The sequence below is a fragment of the Pseudomonas cremoricolorata genome, assembly GCF_000759535.1.
Taxonomy (GTDB): Bacteria; Pseudomonadota; Gammaproteobacteria; order Pseudomonadales; family Pseudomonadaceae; genus Aquipseudomonas; species Aquipseudomonas cremoricolorata_A.
In genome coordinates, this window is sequence record NZ_CP009455.1 from 3,012,910 (window position 1) to 3,038,908 (window position 25,999).

Below are 25,999 nucleotides of genomic sequence, written 5' to 3' on the forward strand. Positions count from 1 at the left end.
CGAGGGCCCGGTCGGCCGCACATGGCCAGTCTAGTGTCCGAGCACGTGCCCGAACAGACCTTGGGCGACCTTGACCCGCTGGTCGGGGTCTTCGCTGATACCGTCCTTGGCCAAGGCTTCCAGGTGCGCCTCGATCGCGTGGGTGCGCTGGGTCAGCCCGCAGTCGTTGGCGATCTGGATATTCAGACCGGGGCGCGCATTGAGCTCCAGAATCAACGGGCCCTTGTCCTGGTCCAGCACCATGTCCACACCGATGTAGCCCAGCCCGCACAGCTCGTAGCAGTTGGCTGCAAGCTTCATGAAGCCATCCCAGTTGGGCAACTGGACACCGTCTACCGAGTTGGTGGTATCGGGGTGCTTGCTGATGATGCGGTTGAGCCAGGTGCCGCGCAGGGTCACGCCGGTGGCCAGGTCGACACCGACGCCGATGGCGCCCTGGTGCAGGTTGGCCTTGCCGCCCGACTGGCGAGTGGGCAGGCGCAGCATTGCCATCACCGGGTAGCCCATCAGCACGATGATGCGGATGTCCGGCACGCCTTCGTAGCTGATGCTCTTGAAGATCTGGTCGGGCGTGACCCGATACTCGATCAGCGCGCGGTCGCGGTGTCCGCCCAGCGAGTACAGGCCAGTGAGGATACTCGAGATCTGGTGCTCGATTTCCTCGTGGCTGATGATCTTGCCCGATACCGTGCGGTAGCGATCCTCGAAACGATCGGCCACCACCAGGATGCCGTCACCGCCGGCGCCCTGGGCCGGCTTGATGACGAAGTCGCTGCGCCCGCCGATGATCTGGTCGAGCTTGTCGATTTCCTTTTCGGTCTCGATCACCCCGAACATCTCCGGCACATGAATGCCGGCGGCCATGGCCCGTTCCTTGGTGATGATCTTGTCGTCGACCACCGGGTACAGGTTGCGCTTGTTGTACTTGAGCACGTAGTCGGCGTTACGCCGGTTGATGCCCATGATCCCCCGGGCTTCCAGGGCCTTCCAGGTCTTGATCAGTCCGAACATCAGGCATCAGCCTTTTTCAGGAACGCCTTGAAGCGTACGAGCTCAGTCAGGCGGTAGCCGCGGTAGCGACCCATCGCCAGCATGAAGCCCACCAGAACCAGCAGTACCGCCGGGAAGGTGAAGACGAAGTACACCAGCTCCGGCACCATCATCAGCAGGTGCGCCAGGGACGCGGCGAACAGCGTACCGATGGCAACCTTCATGGCATGGCCACCGCCACGTTCTTCCCAGGTGATCGACAGGCGTTCGATGGTCATGGTCAGAATCACCATCGGGAACAGCGCCACCGACAGACCGCGTTCGAGCCCCAGCTTGTGGCTGAACAGGCTGATGGCGGCGATCAACACCACGACGAAGGTCAGCACCACCGACAGCCGCGGCAGCATCTGCAGCTTGAGGTGCTCGAGGTAGGAGCGTAGCGACAATCCGAGCGCGGTGATCACCGTGAACAGCATGATGCCGAAGCCCAGTTGGGTTTCGCGGAAGGCCAGGGCGATCAGGACCGGGGTGAAGGTACCCAGGGTCTGGATGCCGATCAGGTTGCGCAGGACCAGAATCACCAGCACGCCGATCGGGATCATGACCATGATCATGAAGGTTTGCTGAGTCTGCAGCGGCAAGCTGTACAGCGAGTATTCGAGAAAGTCGGCGTCGGTATTCTCGTCGGTCAGCTTGGCCAGGCGGATGGCGTTCATCTCGCTGTTGTTCAGGCTGAAGGTGACGTTGGCTTTCTTGCCGCCATCGACGGTGACCAGGTTGTCATCGCCGGTCCACCACAGCAGGCGGTCGTTGGGCAGGCCCTGCTCGCCGGTATCGGGGTTGAAGTACAGCCAGTCATTGCCGTTGAAGCTGCGCAGCCACAGCTCAGGGCTCTGCGGGGTGTCGGCGATCAGGCGAATGGTATGCACTTTTTCCATCGGCACGTGGGCGATGGACAGCAGCAGGTCGACCACGCGCGCCTTGTTCTGCGCCGAGGTGTCACCGGCCAGCAGCAGTTTGACGTTGTCGTCGTTGAGGTTGTTGACCCGCTTGATGGTCTCGCCCACGAAGGTCTCGACGTCTGCCGAGTGCTGGCGAATCGGCGCCATCAGCGCTTCGGCGGCGACCTTCTCAGGGCCCTCTACGGCCAGGCTGTCACGGAAGGTGGCGCCCTTGATGGCGGCTTTTTCCGTGCTGTAGCGCTTGGTCAGCACCAGGCGGTAGTACAGGGTCTGGTTGCCGTTGGCGCGACGGGCCGACCAGGTCACCTTGCGGTTGCCATCGGCGCGGTTGACGCTGACCCCATAGTTGTTGGAAATGAAGCTCTCGTTGAGGCTGACGTAGTCCCGATTCAACGGCGGCACGAACATCTGCACCTTGACCGGGTCCTTGGAGCTGGCCACGAACTCGACCTTGGCGTCGATGTTCCACAAGTCGTCGGTCTCGTCTTCGGTCACCGGGATGCCGAGGAAGAAGATCTGATAGGCCGTGACCATTACGCCCAGCAGCACCAGAACGGTGATCAGGACTTTCAGGTGAAGGGTAAGAGAACGCATCGGAATTACTCTGCGGTGGGAGCTTTGGAGGCACAGGCAGGTTTGCCGGCCGCGTATTTGAGGCTTGGATCGACCAGTGCGCCGAATTGCTTGAGCGCCTCCGAGCCGATCAGCAATGGAAACTGGAACGCACTGCGGTCGGTCAGGTTGACATCGATGGTGCGTTGGCGCTGACCCATGCAGATCTGCAGCTCGATGACCGGGCGGGCAGTATAGGCCTTGCCCGACTCGCTGTCGTAGTCGCTGGCGCGGCGCTTGATCTTGCTGACGCGCGCCAGGGGGCGTTCGATGGGGTGTTTGTGGGCGGTATCGATGGCCAGGTAGAAGCGTACCCAGCTCTCGCCGTTGCGCTTGAAGCGCTTGATGTCACGGGCGCTGAGCGAGGCGGTCTTGGCGCCGGTGTCGAGCTTGGCCGCCACTTCCAGGTCAAGCCCGCCGAGGTGGGCGTATTCGTTGAGGCCGTACACGGCCTTCTCTGCGGCCAGGGCGCAGGCCGGCAGCAGGAAAAGGCACAGCAAAGGTAGAGCGGGTGTGAATTTCATATTCCTGACGCAGTTCAGTGCAAGGTTGGGGCAAGGCGACTGGCAGTGACTGCGCGTGCATCCTCATTCAACTACCAGGCGCGCGAAACGCTGGCAGGCAGGGTGTCCATGTGCCAGCAACTGGCGCGGCATTCTATCACGCCGAGGTCTTGACGCCAGCGCGCCGCGTTCTGACAGCGAAGCGGCAGGGGAGTTTCTCTGTTGTTAGATTGTCGACAATCCAGATTTCCGCGTTTGACGATTGAGCGGTATGGCGCTATTTTTTCGTTTAAATCGAACAAGGTGTCGACAATCATGCGGGATACCGTACAGCCACTGGCCAGCCTCGCCGATGAAGGTGAAACCCTCTCCGAGCACGTGTTTCGGCGTATTCAGGCGGCCATCGTCGAAGGTGAGATCGCCCCCGGCAGCAAGATTTCCGAGCCGGAGCTGGCGCGTACCTACGGCATCAGCCGCGGCCCGCTGCGCGAGGCTATCCACCGTCTGGAAGGCCAGCGCCTGCTGGTGCGCGTGCCCCACGTTGGCGCGCGGGTGGTGTCGCTCAATCCCACCGAGCTGATCGAGCTGTACCAGATTCGCGAATCGCTCGAAGGCATGGCCTGCCGTCTGGCGGCCGAGCGCATGGGTCAGGATCAGATTCGCGAGCTGCGCCAGGTGCTCGACACCCACGAACGCGACGCGGCGTTCCAGGCCGGGGTCGGCTACTACCAGCAAGAGGGCGACTACGATTTCCACTACCGGATCATCCATGGCAGCGGCAACCAGACTCTGGTCAAGATGCTCTGCGGCGAGCTGTACCAACTGGTGCGCATGTACCGCCTGCAGTTTTCCAGCATGCCCAATCGGCCACGCCAGGCGTTCGCCGAGCACCACCGTATTCTCGATGCCATCGAAGCCGGCGACGGCGAACTGGCCGAACTGTTGATGCGCCGCCACATCGGCGCTTCCCGACGCAATATCGAGCGCCACTACCAGGGCGCCGCCACTCCCAGCCTTCGAGGTGAGTCATGACAGTCAAGCGCACGCCCGGCCAACGTTTCCGTGAGGCGGTCGCCGCCGAGCATCCGCTCCAGGTGGTCGGCGCCATCAATGCCAACCATGCGCTGCTGGCCAAGCGCGCCGGCTTCAAGGCCATCTACCTCTCTGGCGGCGGCGTGGCCGCAGGCTCGCTGGGGCTACCGGACTTGGGCATCAGCAACCTCGACGACGTGCTGACCGACGTGCGGCGCATCACCGACGTGTGCGATCTGCCGCTGCTGGTCGATGTCGACACCGGCTTCGGTGCCTCGGCGTTCAACGTCGCCCGCACCGTGCGCTCGATGGAGAAATTCGGCGCGGCGGCCATTCATATCGAAGACCAGGTCGGCGCCAAGCGCTGCGGGCATCGGCCGAACAAGGAAATCGTCACCCAGCAGGAAATGGTCGACCGTATCAAGGCGGCGGTCGATGCCCGCCAGGACGACAGCTTCGTGATCATGGCGCGCACCGATGCCTTGGCCGTGGAAGGCCTGGAGGCCGCCCTGGAGCGTGCCGCGGCCTGTGTCGAAGCCGGCGCCGACATGGTTTTCCCCGAGGCGATCACCGAACTGTCGATGTACAAGACCTTCGCTGAGCGAGTGCGCGCACCGATTCTGGCCAATATCACCGAGTTCGGCGCCACGCCGCTGTACACCACCGCGCAGCTCGCCGAGGTCGATGTGGCGCTGGTGCTGTACCCGCTGTCGGCATTCCGCGCGATGAACAAGGCGGCCGAGAACGTGTATGCCGCACTGCGCCGCGACGGCACCCAGCAGAACGTGATCGACACCATGCAGACGCGTATGGAGCTGTACGACGCCATTGGTTATCACGCCTTCGAGCAGAGCCTCGATGCGTTGTTCGCGCAGAAGAAAGGCTAGAGGCAGGCGGGGCCCGGTTGCCAGGGCCGAACCACCCGGCCGTTCCTACAAGACAATTCCAAGATGAGGAGAAACACCATGGCCGAAGCAAAAGTACTCAGTGGCGCAGGCCTGCGTGGCCAGGTTGCCGGGCAGACCGCGCTGTCCACCGTGGGTCAGGCCGGTGCCGGGCTGACCTACCGTGGTTACGACGTGCGTGACCTGGCCGCCGGCGCCGAATTCGAAGAGGTCGCCTACCTGCTGCTCTACGGCAAACTGCCCAGCGCCGCCGAGCTCGCCGACTACAAGCACACCCTCAGGGGTTTGCGCAGCCTGCCCCAGGCGCTCAAGGAAGTGCTTGAGCGCATTCCCCGCGACGCCCACCCGATGGATGTCATGCGCACCGGTTGCTCGATGCTCGGGACGCTGGAGCCGGAACTGACCTTCGGTGCCCAGCACGACCGCACCGACCGTCTGCTGGCGCTGTTCCCGGCCATCGTCTGCTATTGGTATCGTTTCAGCCACCATGGCGTGCGCATCGACTGCGAGAGCGACCAGGACACCCTCGGCGGACACTTCCTCTACCTGCTGCACGGCAAGACCCCGAGCGAGCTGCACGTGAAGGTGATGAACGTGTCGCTGATTCTCTACGCCGAACACGAATTCAACGCCTCGACCTTCACCGCGCGGGTCTGCGCCTCGACCTTGTCTGACCTGTATTCGTGCATCACTGCCGCCATCGGCGCGCTGCGTGGCCCGCTGCATGGCGGCGCCAACGAAGCGGCGATGGAGCTGATCGAGCGGTTCAGCAGCCCGCAGGAGGCCACCGCCGAATTGCTGCGCATGCTCGAGCGCAAGGACAAGATCATGGGCTTCGGCCACGCCATCTATAAAGAGAGCGATCCGCGCAACGAAGTGATCAAGGGCTGGGCGCAGAAGCTCTCAGAAGAAGCTGGCGACAGCGTGCTGTTCCCGGTTTCCGAGGCCATCGACAAGACCATGTGGGAGCAGAAAAAGCTGTTCCCCAACGCTGATTTCTATCACGCCTCGGCGTACCACTTCATGGGCATCCCGACCAAGCTGTTCACGCCGATCTTCGTCTGCTCGCGCCTCACCGGCTGGGCGGCGCACGTGTTCGAGCAGCGCGCCAACAACCGCATCATCCGCCCGAGTGCAGAGTACACCGGCGTCGAGCAGCGCCCGTTCGTGGCCATCGAGCAGCGCTGAACCACAGGCCGGGGGCCGCCCCGGCCGCCTCGGGCCTGGCCCGATTACCGTGATAGAGCCTGATAACGCTATGAACACTGCATACCGCAATGCTTTGCCTGGCACAGCGCTGGACTACTTCGACGCCCGCGCAGCGGTCGAGGCGATTCAGCCCGGCGCCTACGCCCGGCTGCCGTACACCTCCAGGGTGCTGGCGGAAAATCTGGTGCGCCGCTGTGACCCTGCCACCCTCGACGCAAGCCTTGGGCAACTGATCGAGCGCAAGCGCGACCTCGATTTCCCCTGGTACCCGGCGCGGGTGGTGTGCCATGACATCCTCGGCCAGACCGCCCTGGTCGATCTGGCGGGCCTGCGCGATGCCATTGCCGACAAGGGCGGCGATCCGGCCCAGGTCAACCCGGTGGTGCCGGTGCAACTGATCGTCGACCACTCCCTGGCCGTGGAATGCGGCGGTTACGACCCGCAGGCCTTCGAGCGCAACCGCGCCATCGAAGACCGGCGCAACGAAGACCGTTTCCATTTCATCAACTGGACCAAGCAAGCGTTCAAGAACGTCGATGTGATTCCGCCGGGCAACGGCATCATGCACCAGATCAACCTGGAGAAAATGTCGCCGGTGATCCACAGCGAGCAGGGCGTTGCCTACCCCGACACCTGCGTCGGTACCGACAGCCACACCCCGCATGTCGATGCCCTGGGGGTGATCGCCATCGGTGTCGGTGGCCTGGAAGCCGAGAACGTCATGCTCGGCCGCGCCTCGTGGATGCGCCTGCCGGAGATCGTCGGCGTCGAGTTGCGCGGGCGTCTGGCGCCGAACGTCACGGCCACCGACCTGGTGCTGGCGCTGACCGAGTACCTGCGTCAGCAGAAGGTGGTCGGCGCCTATCTGGAGTTCCACGGCAGCGGCGCCGCCGCGCTGACCCTGGGCGACCGCGCGACCATCTCCAACATGGCCCCCGAATACGGCGCCACTGCGGCGATGTTCGCCATCGACCAACAGACCCTCGACTACCTGCGCCTGACCGGCCGTGAAGAGCAGCAGGTGCAACTGGTGGAAACCTACGCCAAGGTCGCCGGACTGTGGGCCGACAGCCTGGTGGAAGCCGACTACGAACGCGTGCTGAGCTTCGATCTGGGCAGCGTGGTGCGCAACCTCGCAGGCCCCTCCAATCCGCACGCGCGGGTCGCCACCAGCGATCTTGCCGCCAAGGGCATTGCCGGCGCCTGGGACGATGTGCCCGGGCAGATGCCCGACGGCGCGGTGATCATCGCCGCCATCACCAGTTGCACCAACACCAGCAACCCGCGCAACGTCATCGCCGCCGGGCTGCTGGCGCGCAATGCCAACCGCCTTGGGCTGAGCCGCAAGCCATGGGTCAAGTCATCCCTGGCGCCGGGTTCGCGGGCGGTACAGCTGTACCTGCAAGAGGCCGGGCTGGAGCAGGAACTCGAGCAACTGGGCTTTGGCATCGTCGCCTTCGCCTGCACCACCTGCAACGGCATGTCGGGTGCGCTGGATGCGCAGATCCAGCAAGAAATCATCGACCGCGACCTGTACGCCACCGCCGTGCTGTCGGGCAACCGCAACTTCGACGGGCGTATCCACCCGTATGCCAAGCAGGCGTTCCTCGCCTCGCCGCCGCTGGTGGTGGCCTACGCGATTGCCGGCACCATCCGTTTCGACATCGAGAAGGATGTGCTGGGTGTGGTCGATGGCCGGGAAATCCGCCTCAAGGACATCTGGCCGAGCGACGCCGAGATCGACGCCATGGTCAAGGCGGCGGTCAAGCCCGAGCAGTTCCGCCAGGTGTACATCCCCATGTTCGCCATCGACAGCCACAGCGGCCCGAGTGTGCCGCCGTTGTACCAGTGGCGGCCGATGAGCACCTACATTCGCCGCCCACCGTACTGGGAAGGCGCCTTGGCCGGCGAACGCAGCCTGACCGGCATGCGCCCGTTGGCGGTGCTGCCGGACAACATCACCACCGACCACCTGTCGCCGTCCAACGCCATCATGCGTGACAGCGCTGCCGGCGAGTACCTGGCGAAAATGGGCCTGCCGGAAGAGGACTTCAACTCCTACGCCACCCACCGCGGCGACCACCTCACCGCGCAGCGCGCCACCTTCGCCAACCCCAAGCTGTTCAACGAGATGGTCCGCGACACCGACGGCAAGGTGCGCCAAGGCTCGTTGACCCGGCTTGAGCCGGAAGGCCAGGTGACGCGCATGTGGGAGGCGATCGAAACCTACATGGCGCGCAAGCAGCCGCTGATCATCGTTGCCGGCGGCGACTACGGCCAGGGCTCGTCCCGCGACTGGGCGGCCAAGGGCGTGCGTCTGGCCGGGGTCGAGGCCATCGTCGCCGAGGGCTTCGAGCGCATCCACCGCACCAACCTGGTGGGCATGGGCGTGCTGCCGCTGGAGTTCCACCCTGGCACCGATCGCCACACCCTGGCCCTCGATGGCAGCGAAACCTATGACGTGGTCGGCCAGCGCACGCCACGGGCGACCCTGACGCTGGTCATCACCCGGCGCGACGGCGAACGCCTGGAGGTGCCGGTGACCTGTCGCCTGGACACCGGTGAAGAAGTGTCGATCTACGAGGCCGGTGGCGTGCTGCAGCGTTTCGCCCAGGACTTCCTCGAAGCCACCGTCTGACTCAACCGAGCCGCGCCAGCCCCTCGCGCTGGCCGGCCAACAGGATGCCAGCATGACCTACCCAGCGCAGATCCGGATTGCCGCCACCTACATGCGTGGCGGTACCAGCAAAGGCGTGTTCTTTCGCCTCGACCAACTGCCCGAGCGCGCCCAGGTGCCCGGGCCTGCCCGTGACGCCCTGCTGCTTCGGGTGATCGGCAGCCCCGACCCCTACGGCAAGCAGATCGACGGCATGGGCGGTGCCACCTCCAGCACCAGCAAGGCGGTGATCGTCGCTGCCAGCGAGCGCGCCGAACACGATGTCGACTACCTGTTCGGCCAGGTCTCGATCGATCAGCCCTTCGTCGACTGGAGCGGCAATTGCGGCAACCTCACCGCCGCCGTCGGCGCCTTTGCCATCAGCAGCGGCCTGATCGACCCGACACGCATTCCCCACGACGGCGTGGCGACGGTGCGTATCTGGCAGGCCAACATCGGCAAGAGCATCATCGCCCAGGTGCCGATCAGCGCCGGCCAGGTGCAGGAAACCGGCGATTTCGAACTCGACGGCGTGACCTTTCCCGCAGCCGAAGTGCAACTGGCCTTCGTCGATCCGGCCGCCGATGAAGACGGCGAGGGCGGGGCGCTGTTCCCCACCGGCAAACTGGTCGATGAGCTGACGGTGCCGGGCATCGGCACGCTCAAAGCAACGCTGATCAACGCCGGCATTCCGACCATCTTCGTCAACGCCGCTGATCTGGGTTACCGCGGCTGTGAGTTGCAGGAAGCGATCAACGCCGACCCCGCTGCGCTGGTGCGCCTCGAGACCCTGCGTGCCCACGGCGCCCTGCGCATGGGCCTGATCGCCCGCCTGGAAGAGGCCGCGGCCCGGCAGCACACGCCGAAAGTGGCCTTCGTCGCGCCGCCCATGGACTACACCGCCTCCAGCGGCAAGCCGGTCACCGCCGATCAGGTCGACCTGCTGGTGCGAGCGATGTCCATGGGCAAGCTGCACCACGCGATGATGGGCACCGCAGCGGTGGCCATCGGCACTGCTGCGGCGATCCCCGGCACCTTGGTCAACCTCGCTGCCGGCGGCGGCACGCGCCAGTCGGTGCGCTTCGGCCACCCCTCCGGCACCCTGCGCGTCGGCGCCGAGGCACGTCAGGTGGACGGTCAGTGGCAGGTTACCCAGGTGCTGATGAGTCGCAGTGCGCGGGTGTTGATGGAAGGATGGGTGCGGGTGCCGGGGGGAAGTTTTTAATTGGCTTTCGTTGAGGGCGGGATTTAGTGGTTGCCTTAGAGGAACGTCAGTCATTGCGACACTGTTCTCTGAGCCCTGTTTCGCCTGGCGGCGACCTACTTTTGACGGGGGCCAAAAGTAGGCAAAACCCCCATGCTCCACTAGCCGGCCCTGCACTCCGGCCGGCTACAGTCGCGATCGGTGGCGCCTGAACGATCGGTGTGAAAGAGCTTGGCTGTGAGCGTTGCAGGTAATCGGGCGCTGATTGGGTTGACTTGCGAACGAGTTCTGGTCTGTAAAAGTTCAGGCCATCACACCGTTAGCCCTCCCGCACGACCGGCAGGTCAAGAATCACTCGGGTCCAGCCCGCCTGGCTATCGATGCTGATCTGCCCGCCGTGGGCCTGGACGATCGAGCGGGTGATGGCCAGGCCCAGCCCGGCATGTTCGCGGCCGCCGTCACGACGGGCGGGGTCTGCGCGGTAGAAACGGTCGAACAGCCGCGGCAGGGCGGCAGGGCCGATGGCAGGGCCGGTGTTGGCCACGCACAGGCGCGCGCCGGGCTGCAAGGTGACGCGAATCTCGCCACCTGCGGGGGTGAAGCGCAAGGCATTGTCGAGCAGGTTCGACAGCGCTCGGCGCAGCATGTGCCGATCACCGCTCAGCGCCGCGGTGCCGTCGCGCTGCAGACGTATGTCCGCCTCTTCGGCCAGCGCTGCGTAGTACTCCAGCAACGCGTCGACTTCCTCTTCGAGCTGCAACGGCTGCTGGCCTGGCACCAGCAAACCGTGATCGGCTTTGGCCAGAAACAGCATGTCGTTGACCATCTGCGCCATGCGCTGCAGCTCTTCGAGGTTGCCATGCAGTGCCTCGCGGTAGTGCTCCAGGCTGCGCGGGCGGGTCAGCGTTACCTGGGTGTGGGTCAACAGGTTGGACAGCGGCGTGCGCAGTTCATGGGCGATGTCGGCGGAGAATGCCGACAGCCGCTGGAAGGCATCGTCCAGGCGTTGCAGCATGGCGTTGACCGCACCGGCCAGTTCGGCCAGTTCATCGGGCAACTGGCCGACCGGCAGGCGCGTGGTCAGTGAGCGCGCCGACACGCTGGCGGCGACCTTGCCCATCTGCCGCAACGGCCGCAGCCCGCGGCGCACCGCCCAGGCGCCGAGCAGCGCCGTGGCCAGGGCCGACAGACCGACCGTCGACCAGATCAACTGCTGCATGCGTTGCAGGAAGTGCTGGTGGTGGGTGATGTCGAGAAACAGCGTCATGCGCGCAGCGCCGGTGTCGTTGCCGCCCAGGGCGACACCCAGGCTGCGAAAGTCGGTGCCATTGGCGTGCAAGGTGGCAAGCCCGGCTGCAGCTGGCTCATCTGGCAGCCCGCTGCGGCTGGCGAACCAGGTTTGCCCGTCGCCGCCGCTGATGCGCAAGGCCAGGTCAGACTGATGGCTGAGCTGGCTGCGCAGCTGGGGCAGGTGCGCGGTGAGTTGTTCTGCGCTGGACAGCGGCCCGAACTGGCTGCGCAGTTGCGTCAGACGGGCGCTGAGCAGTTGTTGGTCGAGTTCGATGAAGTGTCGCGCGCTGGCCTGGCTGAACAGCAGCCCGGCGCCCAGCGACACCGCTGCCGTGCAGGCGGCGAACAACAAGGCAAGGCGCGTTCCCAGCGACAGGCGCATCAGTCGTGGCGCACTTCGAGCACATAACCCATGCCGCGCACGGTATGGATCAGCTTGTGTGGATGGGCGTCATCGACCTTCAGGCGCAGGCGGCGGATGGCGACTTCGATGACGTTGGTGTCACTGTCGAAATTCATGTCCCACACCTGCGAGGCGATCAACGACTTGGGCAGCACCTCGCCCTGGCGGCGCAGCAGCAGTTCGAGCAGGGCGAATTCCTTGGCGGTGAGGTCCAGGCGCTGGCCGGCGCGCTCGACCCGGCGACGGATCAGGTCGAGCCTGAGGTCGGCCAGGCTCAGGCAGGTGTCGTGGCTTGGGCTGGCGCCGCGGCGCAGCAGGCTGCGCACCCGTGCCAGCAGTTCCGAGAACGCGAAGGGTTTGACCAGATAATCGTCGGCGCCCAGCTCAAGGCCATGCACGCGGTCTTGCACGGCATCGCGGGCAGTGAGAAACAGCACCGGCGTATCCAGCCCGGCCTGGCGCACGCTTTGCAGAATCTGCCAGCCATCGCGGCCCGGCAGCATCACATCGAGCAGCAGCAGGTCGTAGTCGCCGGTCAGGGCCAGGTGCTGGCCGCTGTCGCCATCGCTGGCAAGCTCGGTGGCAAAGCCGGCCTCACGCAGCCCCTGACACAGATATTGGCCGGTCTTGGCCTGGTCTTCGACGATCAGCAGTTTCATGGCGCGGCCTTGAGGTACGAGAGCGCAAGGATACGCCAGGGCGGCGGGCTACGGCCAAGCTGACAGTTTTGTAATCTGTCGGTCAGCCAGATGCCAGCGCTTGCCGGTTAGACTGCGCGGCATTCTGTCAGTGATTTGGAGTCGTCATGAAATCGTTGTTGCTTGTCGCGGCCGTGTCTGCGCTCAGCCTGCCGGCCATGGCCGAGAGTTTTGCCTTCGGCGAACCGGCGCCTGCTGCCGAGGCCACCCGTACGGTGGAGGTGTTGCTCAAGGACATCGCCTTCGAACCCACCAGCCTGCAAGTCAAAGCCGGTGAAACGGTACGCTTCGTGCTGATCAACCAAGGCCAGTTGCCCCATGAATTCAATTTGGGCACCAAGGCCATGCACGTCGAGCATCAGAAAGAGATGCTCGCCATGCAGGGCAAGATCTTCAATGCCGCTGCTGCGGCTGGGGGACATGGCGGCCACGATGGTGATGAAGTGCATGCCCATGGCGAGGGCAACACTGTACTGGTGCAGCCGGGCCAGCGCGCCGAACTGACCTGGACCTTCCGTGGCACCGAGGCCATCGAGTTCGCCTGCAACGTGCCGGGGCACTATCAGGCCGGGATGGTCGGCCCGCTGAACATCGAGTGACCTGCAGGCGGCGGGCGAAACCGGTAGACTGGACGGCATTTTGATTCAGCAGGACACACGCCATGCATCCCGCCGCCGAACATTCCCCGCTGGGCAAGTCCAGCGAATACATCTCCACCTATACGCCCTCGCTGCTGTTCGCCATTCCCCGTCAGGCCAAATGGGCCGAGCTGGGCGTAGCCGCCGGCAATCTGCCGTGGCAAGGGGTGGATTTCTGGAACTGCTTCGAACTGTCCTGGCTGCTGCCGTCGGGCAAGCCAGTGGTGGCCATGGGTGAGTTCGCCATCCCGGCCGATTCGCCGAACATCATCGAGTCGAAGTCGTTCAAGCTCTACCTCAACTCCCTCAACCAGACACCCTTCGCCTCGATCAGCGAGCTACGCGAGTGCCTGGCGCGCGACCTGTCTGCGGTTGCCGGCAAGCCGGTGGGGGTACGTGTGCGGACCCTGGCCGAAGTCGAGGCCGAAGGCCTGGCGGCGTTGCCTGGGCAGTGCATCGATGCACTCGATGTGACCATCAGCGGCTACGACCAGCCGCAGCCTGAACTGCTGCGCTGCAACCCTGAACGGGTGGTCGAAGAAACCGTGCACAGCCACCTGCTCAAATCCAACTGCCCGGTCACCGGTCAGCCAGACTGGGGCAGTGTGGTGGTCGACTATCACGGCGCGGCGCTGGACCACGCGAGCCTCTTGGCCTACCTGGTGAGTTTCCGCCAGCATGCCGACTTCCACGAGCAGTGCGTAGAGCGCATCTACCTCGACCTGCTGACCCTACTCAAGCCCGAACGCCTGACGGTGTACGCGCGCTATGTGCGCCGCGGCGGGCTAGACATCAACCCCTACCGCAGCAGCGCATTGATCAGCCCGCGCAACCTGCGCCTGGCCCGTCAGTAACCCCGCCTGGGGCGCGATCGCGCCCCAGTCCGGCGTCTTAGATACCCATGCTGTGCAGCGAGTTGGCGATGCTGCGCAGGGTGGCGGTGAGGTCGGGGTGGTCGGCCTCGAAGCGCTCGACCGCCAGGTTCACGCCGTCGGCCATGTTGTTGTCCGGGGTGGCTTCTTCGAGTTTGAGCTGGGCTTCGATCTGCCGGGCTTCCTCGTGCAGGCTGGCGACTTCTTCGTCGGTCAGCGGCACGTTGCGATCCAGTTGCTCGCGCAGGCTGTTCAGACGGTCTTGCAGTTCGCGGGCGGGCATAGGGGGTTCTCCATCAATGACTTAACAAGGCATGGACCTTCGCAGCCAGCGAAAGGTTTCTAGCCTGCTGCAAGGGTAATCCACTGGCGAAGGCTTTGCCTGATCGGCATCAACCCGCGATCAGGGCTTTTCGCCCTTGGCCATGCGCTGACGGATGTCTTGCAGGCAACCGTGCAGCGCCTCTAGATGGTCGATCACCGAGTGCACGCCGAGGCTGAACAAGGCCAGGGTCGCCTGGCCCCGGGCCTGGGCCTGCTCGGCGCCGCTCATGCGCTGCCAGCGCAGTGCGCTGTTGGCGCAGCACGGACTGCAGGCGGCAAGGCCGACGGTCCATAGCCCGGCGTTGAGTGCGGCTTCGAGCAGCGCCGGATCGCCACTGACCAGCACGCTGCCGGCCAGGCGCGGGCTGCCCAGGCTGATCAAGGCCTGCCAGCAGGCGTCTGGCGCCGGGTATGGGCGGCCTTCGACGACGTGGCCGGGCAGCCATGCGGGCAGGCTATCGAGCAACGCCTGGCGCTCAGGCGCGTCACCGCGGTCATCCAGCCACAGGCAGGGCACTGCTTGCTGGCGCAGTTGGCGCAGGCAGGCCAGGGCGCCAGGTGTGGGCGTGGTTGCGTCGACGCTCGCCAGTACCAGGCAGCCGCGCAGGCCGAACAGCACGGCGTTGAGTGGGGAGGGGGCGGGCGTGGCGATTGGCATGGCAGCGTCCGGAAAAGAATTCCCACGCTATGGGCGGCAGGTTACCGTTGCATGACAGCGGTAATGTTTGCTGACAATATTTCCCGGCTCGATCGGCGAGGCTGTTCTTAAACCGCGGAGTCCTTATACTGGCCGCTTGTCAGGCAACCGCCCGCGACCTGTCGTCGTGAACCCTAATGGAGATGCATCTATGCGTAGGACCGGAGTGATCGATCGCGTCACCCAGGCCTGTATCTGTGCCAGCCTGGCGCTGGCCCCGCTGGTCGCCGTACAGGCCGCCACCGAGGAAGACCCCTGGGAGGCCGTCAACCGGCCGATCTTCAGGTTCAACGATGTGCTCGACACCTACGCGCTCAAGCCTCTGGCCAAGGGCTACCAGGCGGTCACGCCACAGTTCGTCGAAGACGGCGTGCACAACTTCTTCAGCAACCTGGGCGATGTCACCAACCTCGCCAACAACGTGTTGCAGCTCAAGTACCACGCGGCCGGCGTCGACACTGCGCGGCTGATCGTCAACACCACCTTCGGCCTGGGCGGTTTCATCGACGTCGGCACGCGCATGGGCTTGCAGCGCAGCGACGAAGACTTCGGCCAGACCCTGGGCTACTGGGGCGTTCCGAGTGGTCCGTACGTGGTCATTCCGCTGCTCGGCCCGAGCACCGTGCGTGACGGCCTGGCCCGCTACCCGGATACCTACACCAAGCCGTATCGCTATATCGACCACGTGCCGACGCGCAATTCGATCTTCGCCCTCGATGTGGTCGATACCCGCGCGCAGCTGCTTTCGGCAGAGAAGCTGATCAGCGGCGACAAGTACATCTTCATCCGCAACGCCTACCTGCAGAACCGCGAATTCCGGGTCAAGGATGGCGAGGTCGAAGACGACTTCTGATCGCAGCCGAACTGGGTTTCAGTGCATCACCAGGATGCGCAGGCCCAGTTTCTGTTCGCCGTCCGGCTGGTCGGCGATCCACACCACTTCGGTGCTCGCGCGCAGCCCTTCGAGGGCGGTGTGTTCCGACTCGATACGCACCTCCAGACGATCACCGACCTGAAACTGCTGCGGCGCCTGAACCTGCATGCCGCTGCTGGACAGGTCGATGCAGACGGCAGCGATCACCTCGCCAGCGTGCAGCAGGGTGGCGGCAGCGTCGACACGCATGCGAATGAAATCGCGCTTCTCGCTGTAGCCGGTGGGGGTGTCTGACATGGGCTCAACCTTTCATCTGGTAGCGCTAGGGGACTTTCTTATAACTCCCGGCAATTTGCCGTGTAAAGTGCGTGAACGTCGCGCCCGCGCCATGCTTGAAACCCCTGGCGGATGGGAGTACCGTCTGCGCCTTACAGGGCACCTCTACCCGGTGTTGGGCAATGCATCTTCGCGTCCGTTGCCCCCAGCGGTGAGTGTCAGAGAGAATTCCAGTAGCCGTCTGTCAGCCTTGGCCCAGCCGCTACGCCAACCTATTTCTGGCGCCGTTCGCCCACATGCAGAAAACCAGTGCAACGCTGCTGATCATCGACGACGACGACGTAGTGCGCGCGAGCCTCGCAGCCTATCTCGAAGACAGCGGCTTCCGCGTGCTTCAGGCCAGTAACGGCCAGCAGGGCTTGACGCTCTTCGAACAGCAGCCCCCCGACTTGGTCATTTGTGACCTGCGCATGCCGCACATGGGCGGGCTCGAACTGATCGGCCTGCTCACCGAGCGCGTCCCGCAATTGCCAGTGATCGTGGTCTCCGGCGCAGGGGTGATGACCGACGCCGTCGAAGCGTTGCGCCTGGGCGCGGCCGACTACCTGATCAAACCCCTGGAAGACCTTGCCGTGCTGGAGCACTCGGTGCACCGGGCGCTCGAGCGTGCACGCCTGCAGCACGAGAACCAGCGCTACCGCGAAGACCTGGAAACCGCCAACCGCGAATTGCAGGCCAGCCTGCACCTGTTGCAGGAAGACCAGACCGCCGGGCGTCAGGTGCAGATGAACATGCTCCCGGAAAACCCCTGGCGTGCAGCGGGAATCGCCTTCGAGCACCAGATCATCCCTTCGCTGTACTTATCGGGGGATTTCGTCGACTACTTCCGCGTCGACGAGCACCGCATCGCGTTCTACCTGGCCGATGTTTCCGGCCATGGCGCCTCGTCGGCGTTCGTCACCGTGCTGCTGAAGTTCATGACCACCCGCCTGCTGTTCGAATTCAAGCGCAACAGCCGCCTGCGCGATTTCAAGCCGTCCGATGTGCTCGGGCACATCAACCGCGGCCTGATCAACTGCAAGCTGGGCAAGCACGTGACCATGGTCGGTGGGGTGATCGATGAAGACACCGGGCTGTTGACCTACGCGGTGGGCGGGCATCTGCCCTTGCCGGTGCTTTATACCCAGGGCCAGGCGCGTTACCTGGAGGGCCGTGGCCTGCCGGTCGGCCTGTTCGATGAGGCCAGCTACCAGGATCACGTGGTCGAGCTGCCGCCGCAGTTCAGCCTGACCTTGCTCTCGGACGGTATCCTCGACCTGCTGCCCGGTGCCACGCTGAAAGACAAGGAAGCCGGCCTGCCTGAGTTGATCGGGGCCGCAGGGGGCAGCCTGGATGGTCTGCGCCAACGATTCGGATTGTCTACGCTTGGGGAGATGCCGGATGATATCGCCCTATTGGTGTTGAGCAGGAACCTTCAATGAGTACTGGAAGAATCCAGTTTGCCGAGCAGAACGGCACCTTCGTTCTGAAGTTCGTCGGTGAAGTGCGTTTAACCCTGTGTACAGCCCTGGATGCCACGATCGAGAAGATCTTCAGCGCGTTGAATTTCTCCAACATCGTCATCGACCTGACCGAAACCGAGAGTATGGACAGCACTACCCTGGGCCTGCTGGCCAAGCTGTCGATTCTCTCGCGTCAGCAAGTGGGGCTGCTGCCCACCGTGGTCACCACCAATCCGGACATCTCAAGGCTGTTGCAGTCGATGGGCTTCGACCAGGTGTTCAACATCGTCGACTACCCGTTGCCCTGCCCGGAATGCCTGGATGACCTGCCCGCGCAGGATCAAAGCGAAGAGGTGGTGCGCGCCAAGGTGCTCGAAGCGCACCGCATTCTCATGGGCCTGAACGAATCCAACCGCGAAGCCTTCCGCGACCTGGTCAGTGCGCTGGAGCGTACCTGAGCCTCAGCCGCGTGCCAGCAGCGACTGTGGGGTGACGCCAAAGGCTTTGCGAAACGCATGGCTGTAGTGGGAAAAGTCGGAAAACCCATAGTCCAGCGCCGCCTGTGACACACTGCGCACCTGCCCCTGCTCGAGGGCATGGCGGCTGGCGTTGAGGCGCTCCTTCCAGATTTCTGCCGCCGGGGTCTTCTGGTGCCGGGCGAACGCGCGGGTGACGGTGCGGGTCGAGACGTGATGCGCCTGGGCGATCTGCTCCAGCGACAACTGCGCATCGCTCAGGTGGCGCTGGATATACAGCATCACCCGTCCATACAAATCCTTTTCCTGATGGCCGACCTCGGTGTCCTGCAACTCAAGGCTCAGTACCAGCAGGTCGAGCAGGGTGCTGGCATAGCGCTGCGCCAGGCCTGCGTCCTGCAACAACGCTGGGTTGCTCGCTGCCTGCTGACACATCTCGCGCAGCGGTATGGCGCCCGGACGGCTTTCGTCGAGCACCCGTGCGGTGCATTCGGCGATGCGCGGCAGCCGTGGTGCGATCAACTGCCGTGGAATGCGCAGCAGGTGGTTTTCGGTACCACCCAGGCTGAAACGAAAGGGCTGAGTTGCGTCATAAAGAAACAGATTGCCTGCACCAAGACGGGTCTTCTGTGCTCCTTGTTCCAGCTCGCCGAAGCCGTTGCGTGTGAAGCCCAGCCATAGATCTTCGGCGGCGTCGCTGCGCACATGCTGCTCGCTGCGCACCCAGTGATGCAGCGGCGAGGACAGCGTCGAGATGCTCAACGCGCCAATCTGATTGACCTGCAAGGTGCCTTCGAAATCGCTCTGCGACGAGGGTTTGCTGTCGGCGCTCAGGCAGTGTCGACAGACCACTTCCTTCCAGTAGTCGAAGCGGCGGGGCTGGGAGACGGCCAGGGTGGAATACTGGTTCAACTGAGCCATGGCGATTACCTTGATGCGTCGACGAGAGGCCGCACAGCGGCGCGACCGACTATCTCCAAAGCAATAACCAGACCATTCCTACAGCGCGTGTTGAGTCTTGCCCGTGCACTACGCATACGCTCCGTTTCGTAACAGCCTCCCCAATTCATAGCCATCAACGCCCCTGTCCCGACCAGCCAAACGGTTGTCCGCAGTAACCAAGCGGCACACCCCGCAGCTGCCTAATTTCCACCTCAGCGTTCAACGACCTGCGCCGAGCAAGGCCTCGAGAACAGCAGCGCGTGGCCCGGTGCCCGCAGCAATGCCCTGCCATTCGACGGCCGAGCCTGGCCGTCTGACCTGAGAGGAAGCGTGATGGAATCTGCAATCGACAAACACCTCAAGTGCCCGCGCACCCTGTCGCGCCGAGTGCCCGACGACTATCAGCCGCCGTTCCCGATGTGGGTCGGACGCGCCGACGAGCAGCTCAAGCAGGTGGTGATGGCGTATCTGGGCGTGCAGTACCGTGACCCCGGGCAGCGCGAGCAGGCCTTGCAGGCGCTGCGCGACATCGTTGGCCGCTTCGCCTTGGCCGATGGTCCGCAGTCCCACGACCTGACCCAGCATGAAGACAACAGCGGCTACCAGAATCTGATGGTGGTCGGCTACTGGCCTGACCCTGGTGCCTACTGCCGCTGGTGGCGCTCGGCCGAGGTGCAGCAGTGGTGGAGCGGGCTGGAGCAGGCCAACGATGGCCTGGGCTACTTCCAGGAGATCAGCGCGCCGCGCGCCGAGCAGTTCGAAACCCTGTATGCCTTCCGCGAGCAATTGCCGGGCGTGGGTGAAGTGATGGGCAGCACCAGCGGCGAGATCGAAGAGCACGGTTACTGGGGCTCGATGCGCGACCGCTTCCCGGTGTCGCAAACCGACTGGATGCACCCCAACGGCACACTTCAGGTGGTGGCCGGCGACCCGAGCAAGGGCGGGCGGGTGCTGGTGCTGGGGCACGACAACATCGCGTTGATTCGCTCGGGCCAGGACTGGGCCTCGGCCGAGGCCAAGGAACGCTCGCTGTACCTCGATGAAATCCTCCCGACCTTGCAGGACGGCATGGACTTTCTGCGCGACCAGGGCGCAGCACTGGGCTGCTACAGCAACCGCTTCGTGCGCAACATCGACCTGCAGGGCAACCTGCTCGACATGAGCTACAACATCGGCCACTGGCGCTCGCTGGAAAAGCTCGAGCGCTGGGCCGAATCGCACCCCACCCATCTGCGCATCTTCGTGACCTTCTTCCGCGTCGCCGCGGGCCTGGAAAAACTGCGCCTGTACCACGAAGTGTCGGTGTCGGACGCCAGCAGCCAGGTCTTCGAGTACATCAACTGCCACCCGCAGACCGGCATGTTGCGCGACGCCCAGCAGGCCGCCGCCTAGACCGGCGCCAACCACCCTCAGTCTTTTTGCTTGCCTGGCCCGCGCCGCGTTGGCGCAGGGCAGGGCATGACCTTGCCGATGGGAAGTGAACCATGAAAATAATTCGAATCGTTCCGCTGCTCGCCACCTTGCCGTGGGCGCACAGCCAGGCCATCGAAGTCGCACCCGGCGACTACGAGCCGCTTCCGGCCGGCGCCGACGCTGTGGCGCTGTACTACCAGCACGCCGAGCGCAAGGCGCTGTATGCCGACGGCGACCGGGTCTCGGACAATGCCCGGCTCAAGAGCGACGTCGGCATCCTGCGTTACATCCACGCCGTGGGCCTGGCCGAAAACCTGGTGTGGGAACCGCAGGTGCTGTTGCCGTTCGGCTACCTCAATGCCTCCGGCGATGTCGGCGCGCTGGGCGATACCCACGGCATCGGTGACCCGATTCTTGCCGCGCCGTTGAAGTGGACCTTGCCCACCACCCACGGCGACATTTTCTCGCTGGCGCCGTACCTGTTCGTACCGGTGGGCAGTTATGACAAGGACGACGCCCTGAATCTGGGTGAAAACCGCTGGCGGGCAACCCTTCAGGCTGCCTACATCCACCGCTTCACCCCGCGTCTGGCGCTGGACACGGTGGCCGAAGCGTCATGGGTGTCGAGCAACAACGACTTCGGCCCGGCCGGGGTCAAGCTCGAAGAAGACACCCGCTACGAGTACCAGATGGCACTGCGCTACGCCCTCACGGAAAAGACCAGCGTCGCGCTGGGCGGCGGCTACGTCACCGGCGCTGCGACCACGGTCGATGGCGTCGATCAGCACAACCGCCTGTCGACCTCCTACGGCCGCCTGACGGTCAGCCATTTCATCGAGCCGACCCTGCAAGTGCAGGCGCAGCTGGGCCAGGATTTTGAAGTCGAGGAAGGCTTCAAGGAACGCGCGCGGCTCAACCTGCGCATCCTCAAGGTGTTCTGAGCGGGTTGTCCTGCTCAGCCAAGTGGATGTCACGCTGCACCAAGCACCCGCGCCTGGCGCTGCCTAATTTGAACCACAGCGCCCGGCCGCGACCCTGCGGCCGCACGGCGCAAGACCGGCCCGAACCGCCTGCCCGGCAGGCGCCGTTCCTCGCTACCAGACAGGATCACCATGGCCATTAAACGTCCTACTCCAGCCGAGCTGTCGGCCATCGCCACCGAGCTGAACATGCCTTTGAGCGCCGAGCACGTCGGCGAGTACCTGGCGCTGATGCAGGCCAGTTTCGAGGCTTACGACCTGGTCGACGAATTGCCCGATTTCACCCCGCCGGTGCGCTACCCGCGCAGCGCCGGGCATCGCCCGACAGCCGCCGAGAACCCGCTCGGCGCCTGGTATCAACGTGCCGAGGTGCAAGGTGCCAGCGAAGGTCCGCTGGCCGGGCGCAGCGTGGCGCTCAAAGACAACATCGCCCTGGCCGGCGTGGCGATGATGAATGGCGCCGCGCCCCTGGAAGGTTTTGTGCCAGCCTTCGATGCCACCGTGGTCAGCCGCCTGCTCGATGCCGGCGCGACCATTCTCGGCAAGGCCACCTGCGAGCACTACTGCCTGTCGGGCGGCAGCCATACCTCCGACCCCGCGCCGGTGCACAATCCGCACCGCCACGGCTACGCCGCCGGCGGCTCGTCGTCCGGCAGCGCCGCGCTGGTGGCGGTCGGTGAAGTCGACCTGGCAGTGGGCGGCGACCAGGGCGGTTCGATCCGCATACCGTCGTCGTTCTGCGGCACCTACGGCATGAAGCCGACCCATGGCCTGGTGCCGTACAGCGGCATCATGGCCATCGAGGCGACCCTCGACCACGTCGGCCCGATCACCCGCAACGTGCGTGACAACGCGCTGATGCTGCAGGTGATGGCGGGCGCCGATGGCCTCGATCCGCGGCAAAGCGCGCCGCAGGTCGATGACTACTGCAGCTACCTCGACCGCGGCGTCGCCGGCTTGCGCATCGGCGTGTTGCAAGAGGGCTTCAGCCTGCCCAACCAGGACCCACGGGTCAGCGACAGCGTCAACCAGGCCATTGCCCGCTTGCAGGCGCTCGGTGCGCAGGTCGAGCCGGTGTCGGTACCCGAGCACGGCCTGGCCGGGGCGCTGTGGCACCCGATCGGCTGCGAAGGGCTGATCATGCAGATGATGCATGGCAATGGCGCAGGGTTTAACTGGAAGGGCCTGTACGACGTCGGCCTGCTCGACAAACAGGCCGGCTGGCGCCAGCACGCCGAGCAGCTGTCGGCCTCGCTCAAGCTGTGCATGCTGGTCGGCCAGTTCGGCCTGAATCACTACCACGGGCGCTACTACGCCAAAGCGCAGAACCTCGCCCGCTTGGCCCGCCGCGCCTACGACAATGCGCTGCAGCGCTTCGACCTGCTGGTGTTGCCGACCACGCCGATCATCGCCCAGCCGCACCCCCCGGCCGGCTGCTCGATCAGCGAATACGTCGGCCGCGCCCTGGAGATGATCGGCAACACCTCGGCCCAGGACATCACCGGCCACCCGGCCATGTCGATTCCCTGCGGCCTGGTCGATGGCTTACCGGTGGGCCTGATGCTGGTCGCCGGCCACCACCGCGAGGGCACGCTCTACCAGGCCGCCGCAGCCTTTGAAGCGGCCCATGACTGGCGGGCGCTGTAGGCGCCGAGCGAACTGACCTGTCGATCGAAACACCGTGGCCCGAACAACAACAACGCCAAGACGCGAGGAGATACCTGATGAGCCACACCGACCCCAGCGCCAACCCCTCGACCCCAGGCGAACGCGCCTGGGCGCTGTTCGAGGTGCTCAAGCGCAAGGAACTGATCCCCGCTGGCTACATCGAGCAACTGACGCAACTGATGGCCCACGACTGGACCCCGGAAAACGGCGCCCGTGTGGTGGCCAAGGCCTGGGTCGATCCGGCCTATCGCGCGCTGCTGCTCGAAGACGCCACGGCCGCCTGTGCGCAGTTCGGCTACACCGGCCCGCAGGGTGAGTACATCGTCGCCCTGGAAGACACCCCGACGCTGAAGAACGTCATCGTCTGCAGCCTGTGTTCGTGCACCAACTGGCCAGTGCTGGGCCTGCCACCGGAGTGGTACAAGGGCTTCGAATTCCGCGCCCGCCTGGTTCGCGAGGGCCGCACGGTGTTGCGCGAACTGGGCACCGAGCTGCCTGCCGACGTGCAGGTCAAGGTCTGGGACACCACCGCCGAAAGCCGCTACCTGGTGCTGCCGCTGCGCCCGGCCGGTTCCGAGCACCTCAGCGAGGAGCAACTGCGCCAACTGGTCACCAAAGACGTGCTGATCGGCGTGGCCTTGCCACAGCTGGCCTGAGCCGGCCCACCCTCAACCTGTGCAGGAGTTCTCCAATGGACGGTTTTCATGATCTGGGCGGCTTCCAGGGCTTTGGCAAAGTGCCCCACGCCATCAACAGTCTCGACTACAAGAAGGTGTTCAAACAGGACTGGGAGCACCTGGCCTACAGCCTGATGTTCATCGGCGTCGATCAGCTGAAGAAATTCAGCGTCGATGAAGTGCGCCATGCCGTCGAGCGCATCGACGTTCGCCAGCATGTCGGTACCCAGTACTACGAGCGTTACGTCATCGCCACCGCCACCTTGCTGGTGGAAACCGGGGTCATCACCCAGGCCGAACTGGACGAGGCCCTCGGCCAGCCGTTCAAACTGGCCAATCCGGCCCACGCCAAGGGCCGTCCGGCGCTCACCGGGCGCGCGCCGTTCGAGGTCGGTGACCACGTTCGCGTGCGTGACGAATACGTTGCCGGACATATCCGCCTGCCGGCCTATGTGCGCGGCAAGCAGGGCATCGTGCGCCACCGCACCCGCGAACAGTGGCCGTTCCCCGATGCCATCGGCCATGGCGACCAGAGCGCAGCCTTGCAGCCGACTTATCACGTCGAGTTCCGCGTCAAGGACCTGTGGGGCGATGCCACTGACGATGGGCTGGTGGTGGTCGACCTGTTCGAGAGCTACCTCGACAAGCTCGATGCCACCGCGGTGCGCCCATGAACCTGGCACTGGCCGAGGATGCAGGCCGCCTGCCGGTGACCGTGCTGTCGGGGTTTCTCGGCGCCGGCAAAACCAGCGTGCTCAACCATGTGCTGCGTAACCGCGAAGGCCTGCGCGTGGCGGTGATCGTCAACGACATGAGCGACATCAACATCGACGTGCAGCAGGTGCAGCGCGAAGTCAGCCTGCAGCGCGGCCAGGACGAGTTGATCGAGATGAGCAACGGCTGCATCTGCTGCACCCTGCGCGCCGACCTGCTTGAGCAGATCAGCGCCCTGGCCCGGCAGCAGCGGTTCGACTACCTGCTGATCGAGTCCGCCGGCATTTCCGAGCCGATGCCGGTGGCCGAAACCTTCGCCTTTCTCGACACCCAGGGTTTCAGCCTCAGCGAACTGGCGCGGCTGGATACCCTGGTGACGGTGGTCGACGCCAGCCAGTTCGTCGAGCTGCTCGGCAGCCGCGAGCAGGTCACCCGTGCCAGTGCCGGAGGGGAGGGCCTGCGGCCGCTGGCCGACCTGCTGATCGAGCAGGTGGAATACGCCAATGTGATTCTGGTGAACAAGCTCGACCTGCTTGGCGATGAAGGCTACGCCGCCTTGCGCGCGCTGCTCGCCGGGCTCAACCCCAGTGCGCAGATTCTGCCGATGCGGCACGGCCATGTGCCGCCAGCGCGGATCATGGGCACCGGCCTGTTCGACCTGCCAAGCCTGGCCCGTGCCCCTGGCTGGATGCGCGCCATGGCCGCGGACCAGCAGCCCGCCTCGGAGTCCGACACCTACGGCATCAGCGCCTGGACCTACCGCCAGCGCGCCCCGTTCCACCCTCAGCGCCTGCTCGCCTGGTTGCGCACGCCGTGGCGCAACGGCCGCCTGCTGCGCAGCAAAGGCTACTTCTGGGTCGCCCACCGCCACCGCGAAATCGGCCTGCTGGTGCAGAGCGGCGGGCAGTTCCAGTGGGACTTCGTCGGCCACTGGTGGACCTTCATCGATCAGACGCAGTGGCCGCAGGACGACTACCGCCTGCAGGGCGTGCTGGGCAAATGGGATGACGTCGTCGGCGACTGCCGGCAGGAACTGGTGTTCATCGGCCAAGGCCTGGATACCACGCACTTGCAGGCGCAACTCGATGCCTGCCTGCTCAGCACCGAAGAGATTCTGCAAGGCCCCAGCGACTGGAGCGCACTGCCCGACGCCCAGGCCTTCGATCAGGCGGCTTTAGCGGCGCAGTGAGCATCAGGCGCGGTTGTCATAGGAGCGGCCAGGCCGGCGCTCCGGTCCAGCCGCGAAGGGCTGCAAAGCAGCCCCAGTCCCCATCGATCCAAGGAGGTATCGCATGTTCCTGTTCACCCGAACCAGCCGCTGGGTGCTGGCACCGTTGGCCGAGCATCTGGACGATCCGGACCACGCACGTGCGCCGTTGTCATCGCGCCATCCGCTGCTGCGGCGCATTCTTGCCGGGGTCAGCCGCCTGCTCGACGAACGCCGCGCGCTCAAGGCCCAGGTACAACTGCTTGAGCAGGCCC

Annotated in this window: 25 protein-coding genes; 16 read left to right on the forward strand and 9 right to left on the reverse strand. The window is 64.8% G+C overall.

All coding sequences use genetic code 11. From position 1 onward, the window contains the following. Positions 1–30 precede the first annotated feature (30 nt). Genes LK03_RS13490 through LK03_RS13500 form a run of 3 tightly spaced genes read right to left on the reverse strand, consistent with a single transcriptional unit; the run spans position 31 to position 3,088 of the window. Positions 31–1,011: an alpha-L-glutamate ligase-like protein gene (locus LK03_RS13490; protein WP_038412882.1), complete on the reverse strand. Its 981-nt coding sequence runs from the start codon at positions 1,009–1,011 to the stop codon at positions 31–33. Then, positions 1,011–2,546 carry an inactive transglutaminase family protein gene (locus tag LK03_RS13495; RefSeq protein ID WP_038412883.1) on the reverse strand — a complete coding sequence of 512 codons (1,536 nt, stop codon included), beginning with the start codon at positions 2,544–2,546 and terminating at the stop codon, positions 1,011–1,013. The genes LK03_RS13490 and LK03_RS13495 overlap by 1 nt, the downstream gene beginning before the upstream one ends. Positions 2,547–2,551: 5 nt before the next feature. Further along, a complete protein-coding gene (locus LK03_RS13500; RefSeq protein WP_038412884.1) occupies positions 2,552–3,088 on the reverse strand; it encodes an ATP-dependent zinc protease family protein in 537 nt (178 codons plus the stop codon). Between the two features lie 294 nt (positions 3,089–3,382). On the opposite strand from LK03_RS13500, the gene LK03_RS13505 reads away from it, so the two are divergent. The 5 genes from LK03_RS13505 (at position 3,383) to prpF (ending at position 10,094) form a co-directional block, all read left to right on the forward strand. Next, positions 3,383–4,099: a GntR family transcriptional regulator gene (locus tag LK03_RS13505; RefSeq protein ID WP_038412885.1), complete on the forward strand. Its 717-nt coding sequence runs from the start codon at positions 3,383–3,385 to the stop codon at positions 4,097–4,099. Continuing rightward, positions 4,096–4,986, forward strand: a complete 891-nt coding sequence (gene prpB, locus LK03_RS13510) for a methylisocitrate lyase (protein WP_038412886.1) — start codon at positions 4,096–4,098, stop codon at positions 4,984–4,986. Before LK03_RS13505 ends, prpB begins: the two co-directional genes overlap by 4 nt. 78 nt (positions 4,987–5,064) lie before the next feature. After that, the gene (gene prpC / locus LK03_RS13515) at positions 5,065–6,192 is read left to right on the forward strand and encodes a bifunctional 2-methylcitrate synthase/citrate synthase (RefSeq protein ID WP_038412887.1); all 1,128 of its coding nucleotides are present in this window, start codon (positions 5,065–5,067) and stop codon (positions 6,190–6,192) included. Positions 6,193–6,262: 70 nt separating this feature from the next. Further along, positions 6,263–8,851: a Fe/S-dependent 2-methylisocitrate dehydratase AcnD gene (gene acnD, locus LK03_RS13520; RefSeq protein WP_038412888.1), complete on the forward strand. Its 2,589-nt coding sequence runs from the start codon at positions 6,263–6,265 to the stop codon at positions 8,849–8,851. A gap of 52 nt (positions 8,852–8,903) precedes the next feature. Next, entirely contained in the window at positions 8,904–10,094 is a 1,191-nt protein-coding gene (prpF, locus tag LK03_RS13525) for a 2-methylaconitate cis-trans isomerase PrpF (protein WP_038412889.1), read from the forward strand. Positions 10,095–10,392: 298 nt separating this feature from the next. Here prpF and LK03_RS13530 read toward each other — a convergent pair whose 3' ends face one another. Together LK03_RS13530 and LK03_RS13535 are read right to left on the reverse strand one after the other, a co-directional pair. Then, positions 10,393–11,745, reverse strand: coding sequence for a heavy metal sensor histidine kinase (locus LK03_RS13530; protein ID WP_038412890.1), 1,353 nt, complete (start codon positions 11,743–11,745; stop codon positions 10,393–10,395). Continuing rightward, positions 11,745–12,425 (reverse strand): heavy metal response regulator transcription factor, encoded by a 681-nt coding sequence (locus tag LK03_RS13535; RefSeq protein WP_038412891.1) that lies wholly within the window; start codon positions 12,423–12,425, stop codon positions 11,745–11,747. Before LK03_RS13535 ends, LK03_RS13530 begins: the two co-directional genes overlap by 1 nt. Positions 12,426–12,571: 146 nt before the next feature. Here LK03_RS13535 and LK03_RS13540 point away from each other — a divergent pair, with 146 nt between their 5' ends. Together LK03_RS13540 and queF are read left to right on the forward strand one after the other, a co-directional pair. Beyond that, positions 12,572–13,063 carry a cupredoxin domain-containing protein gene (locus LK03_RS13540; RefSeq protein ID WP_038412892.1) on the forward strand — a complete coding sequence of 164 codons (492 nt, stop codon included), beginning with the start codon at positions 12,572–12,574 and terminating at the stop codon, positions 13,061–13,063. Between the two features lie 62 nt (positions 13,064–13,125). Continuing rightward, complete coding sequence (queF, locus tag LK03_RS13545; protein WP_038412893.1) at positions 13,126–13,956, forward strand: NADPH-dependent 7-cyano-7-deazaguanine reductase QueF; 831 nt, start codon at positions 13,126–13,128, stop codon at positions 13,954–13,956. Between the two features lie 37 nt (positions 13,957–13,993). On the opposite strand, the gene LK03_RS13550 is transcribed toward queF, so the two are convergent. Together LK03_RS13550 and LK03_RS13555 are read right to left on the reverse strand one after the other, a co-directional pair. Next, a complete protein-coding gene (locus LK03_RS13550; RefSeq protein ID WP_038412894.1) occupies positions 13,994–14,257 on the reverse strand; it encodes a DUF4404 family protein in 264 nt (87 codons plus the stop codon). Positions 14,258–14,377: 120 nt separating this feature from the next. Continuing rightward, positions 14,378–14,956: a phosphonoacetaldehyde phosphohydrolase-related protein gene (locus LK03_RS13555; protein ID WP_038412895.1), complete on the reverse strand. Its 579-nt coding sequence runs from the start codon at positions 14,954–14,956 to the stop codon at positions 14,378–14,380. 190 nt (positions 14,957–15,146) lie between these two features. Between LK03_RS13555 and LK03_RS13560 the strand changes: the two genes are divergently transcribed. Further along, entirely contained in the window at positions 15,147–15,848 is a 702-nt protein-coding gene (locus LK03_RS13560; protein ID WP_028694379.1) for an MlaA family lipoprotein, read from the forward strand. Between the two features lie 18 nt (positions 15,849–15,866). On the opposite strand, the gene LK03_RS13565 is transcribed toward LK03_RS13560, so the two are convergent. After that, a complete protein-coding gene (locus LK03_RS13565) occupies positions 15,867–16,166 on the reverse strand; it encodes a PilZ domain-containing protein (RefSeq protein WP_038412896.1) in 300 nt (99 codons plus the stop codon). 275 nt (positions 16,167–16,441) lie between these two features. Between LK03_RS13565 and rssB the strand changes: the two genes are divergently transcribed. Further along, positions 16,442–17,626: a two-component system response regulator RssB gene (gene rssB / locus LK03_RS13570; protein WP_038412897.1), complete on the forward strand. Its 1,185-nt coding sequence runs from the start codon at positions 16,442–16,444 to the stop codon at positions 17,624–17,626. Further along, positions 17,623–18,105, forward strand: coding sequence for an anti-sigma factor antagonist RssC (gene rssC / locus LK03_RS13575; protein WP_038412898.1), 483 nt, complete (start codon positions 17,623–17,625; stop codon positions 18,103–18,105). Before rssB ends, rssC begins: the two co-directional genes overlap by 4 nt. A 3-nt stretch (positions 18,106–18,108) precedes the next feature. Here rssC and LK03_RS13580 read toward each other — a convergent pair whose 3' ends face one another. Further along, the gene (locus LK03_RS13580; protein WP_038412899.1) at positions 18,109–19,044 is read right to left on the reverse strand and encodes a helix-turn-helix domain-containing protein; all 936 of its coding nucleotides are present in this window, start codon (positions 19,042–19,044) and stop codon (positions 18,109–18,111) included. Between the two features lie 354 nt (positions 19,045–19,398). Between LK03_RS13580 and oxdA the strand changes: the two genes are divergently transcribed. From oxdA to LK03_RS13610, 6 genes are all read left to right on the forward strand, one after another. Next, positions 19,399–20,457, forward strand: coding sequence for an aliphatic aldoxime dehydratase (gene oxdA / locus LK03_RS13585; RefSeq protein ID WP_038412900.1), 1,059 nt, complete (start codon positions 19,399–19,401; stop codon positions 20,455–20,457). 92 nt (positions 20,458–20,549) lie between these two features. Further along, entirely contained in the window at positions 20,550–21,419 is an 870-nt protein-coding gene (locus LK03_RS13590) for a transporter (RefSeq protein WP_038412901.1), read from the forward strand. A 171-nt stretch (positions 21,420–21,590) separates the two neighbouring features. Further along, positions 21,591–23,105 carry an amidase gene (locus tag LK03_RS13595; protein WP_038412902.1) on the forward strand — a complete coding sequence of 505 codons (1,515 nt, stop codon included), beginning with the start codon at positions 21,591–21,593 and terminating at the stop codon, positions 23,103–23,105. Between the two features lie 77 nt (positions 23,106–23,182). After that, complete coding sequence (nthA, locus tag LK03_RS13600) at positions 23,183–23,782, forward strand: nitrile hydratase subunit alpha (RefSeq protein WP_038412903.1); 600 nt, start codon at positions 23,183–23,185, stop codon at positions 23,780–23,782. Between the two features lie 35 nt (positions 23,783–23,817). Continuing rightward, positions 23,818–24,477, forward strand: a complete 660-nt coding sequence (gene nthB / locus LK03_RS13605; RefSeq protein WP_038412904.1) for a nitrile hydratase subunit beta — start codon at positions 23,818–23,820, stop codon at positions 24,475–24,477. Then, a complete protein-coding gene (locus LK03_RS13610; protein WP_038412905.1) occupies positions 24,474–25,706 on the forward strand; it encodes a GTP-binding protein in 1,233 nt (410 codons plus the stop codon). Before nthB ends, LK03_RS13610 begins: the two co-directional genes overlap by 4 nt. Positions 25,707–25,999 lie beyond the last annotated feature (293 nt).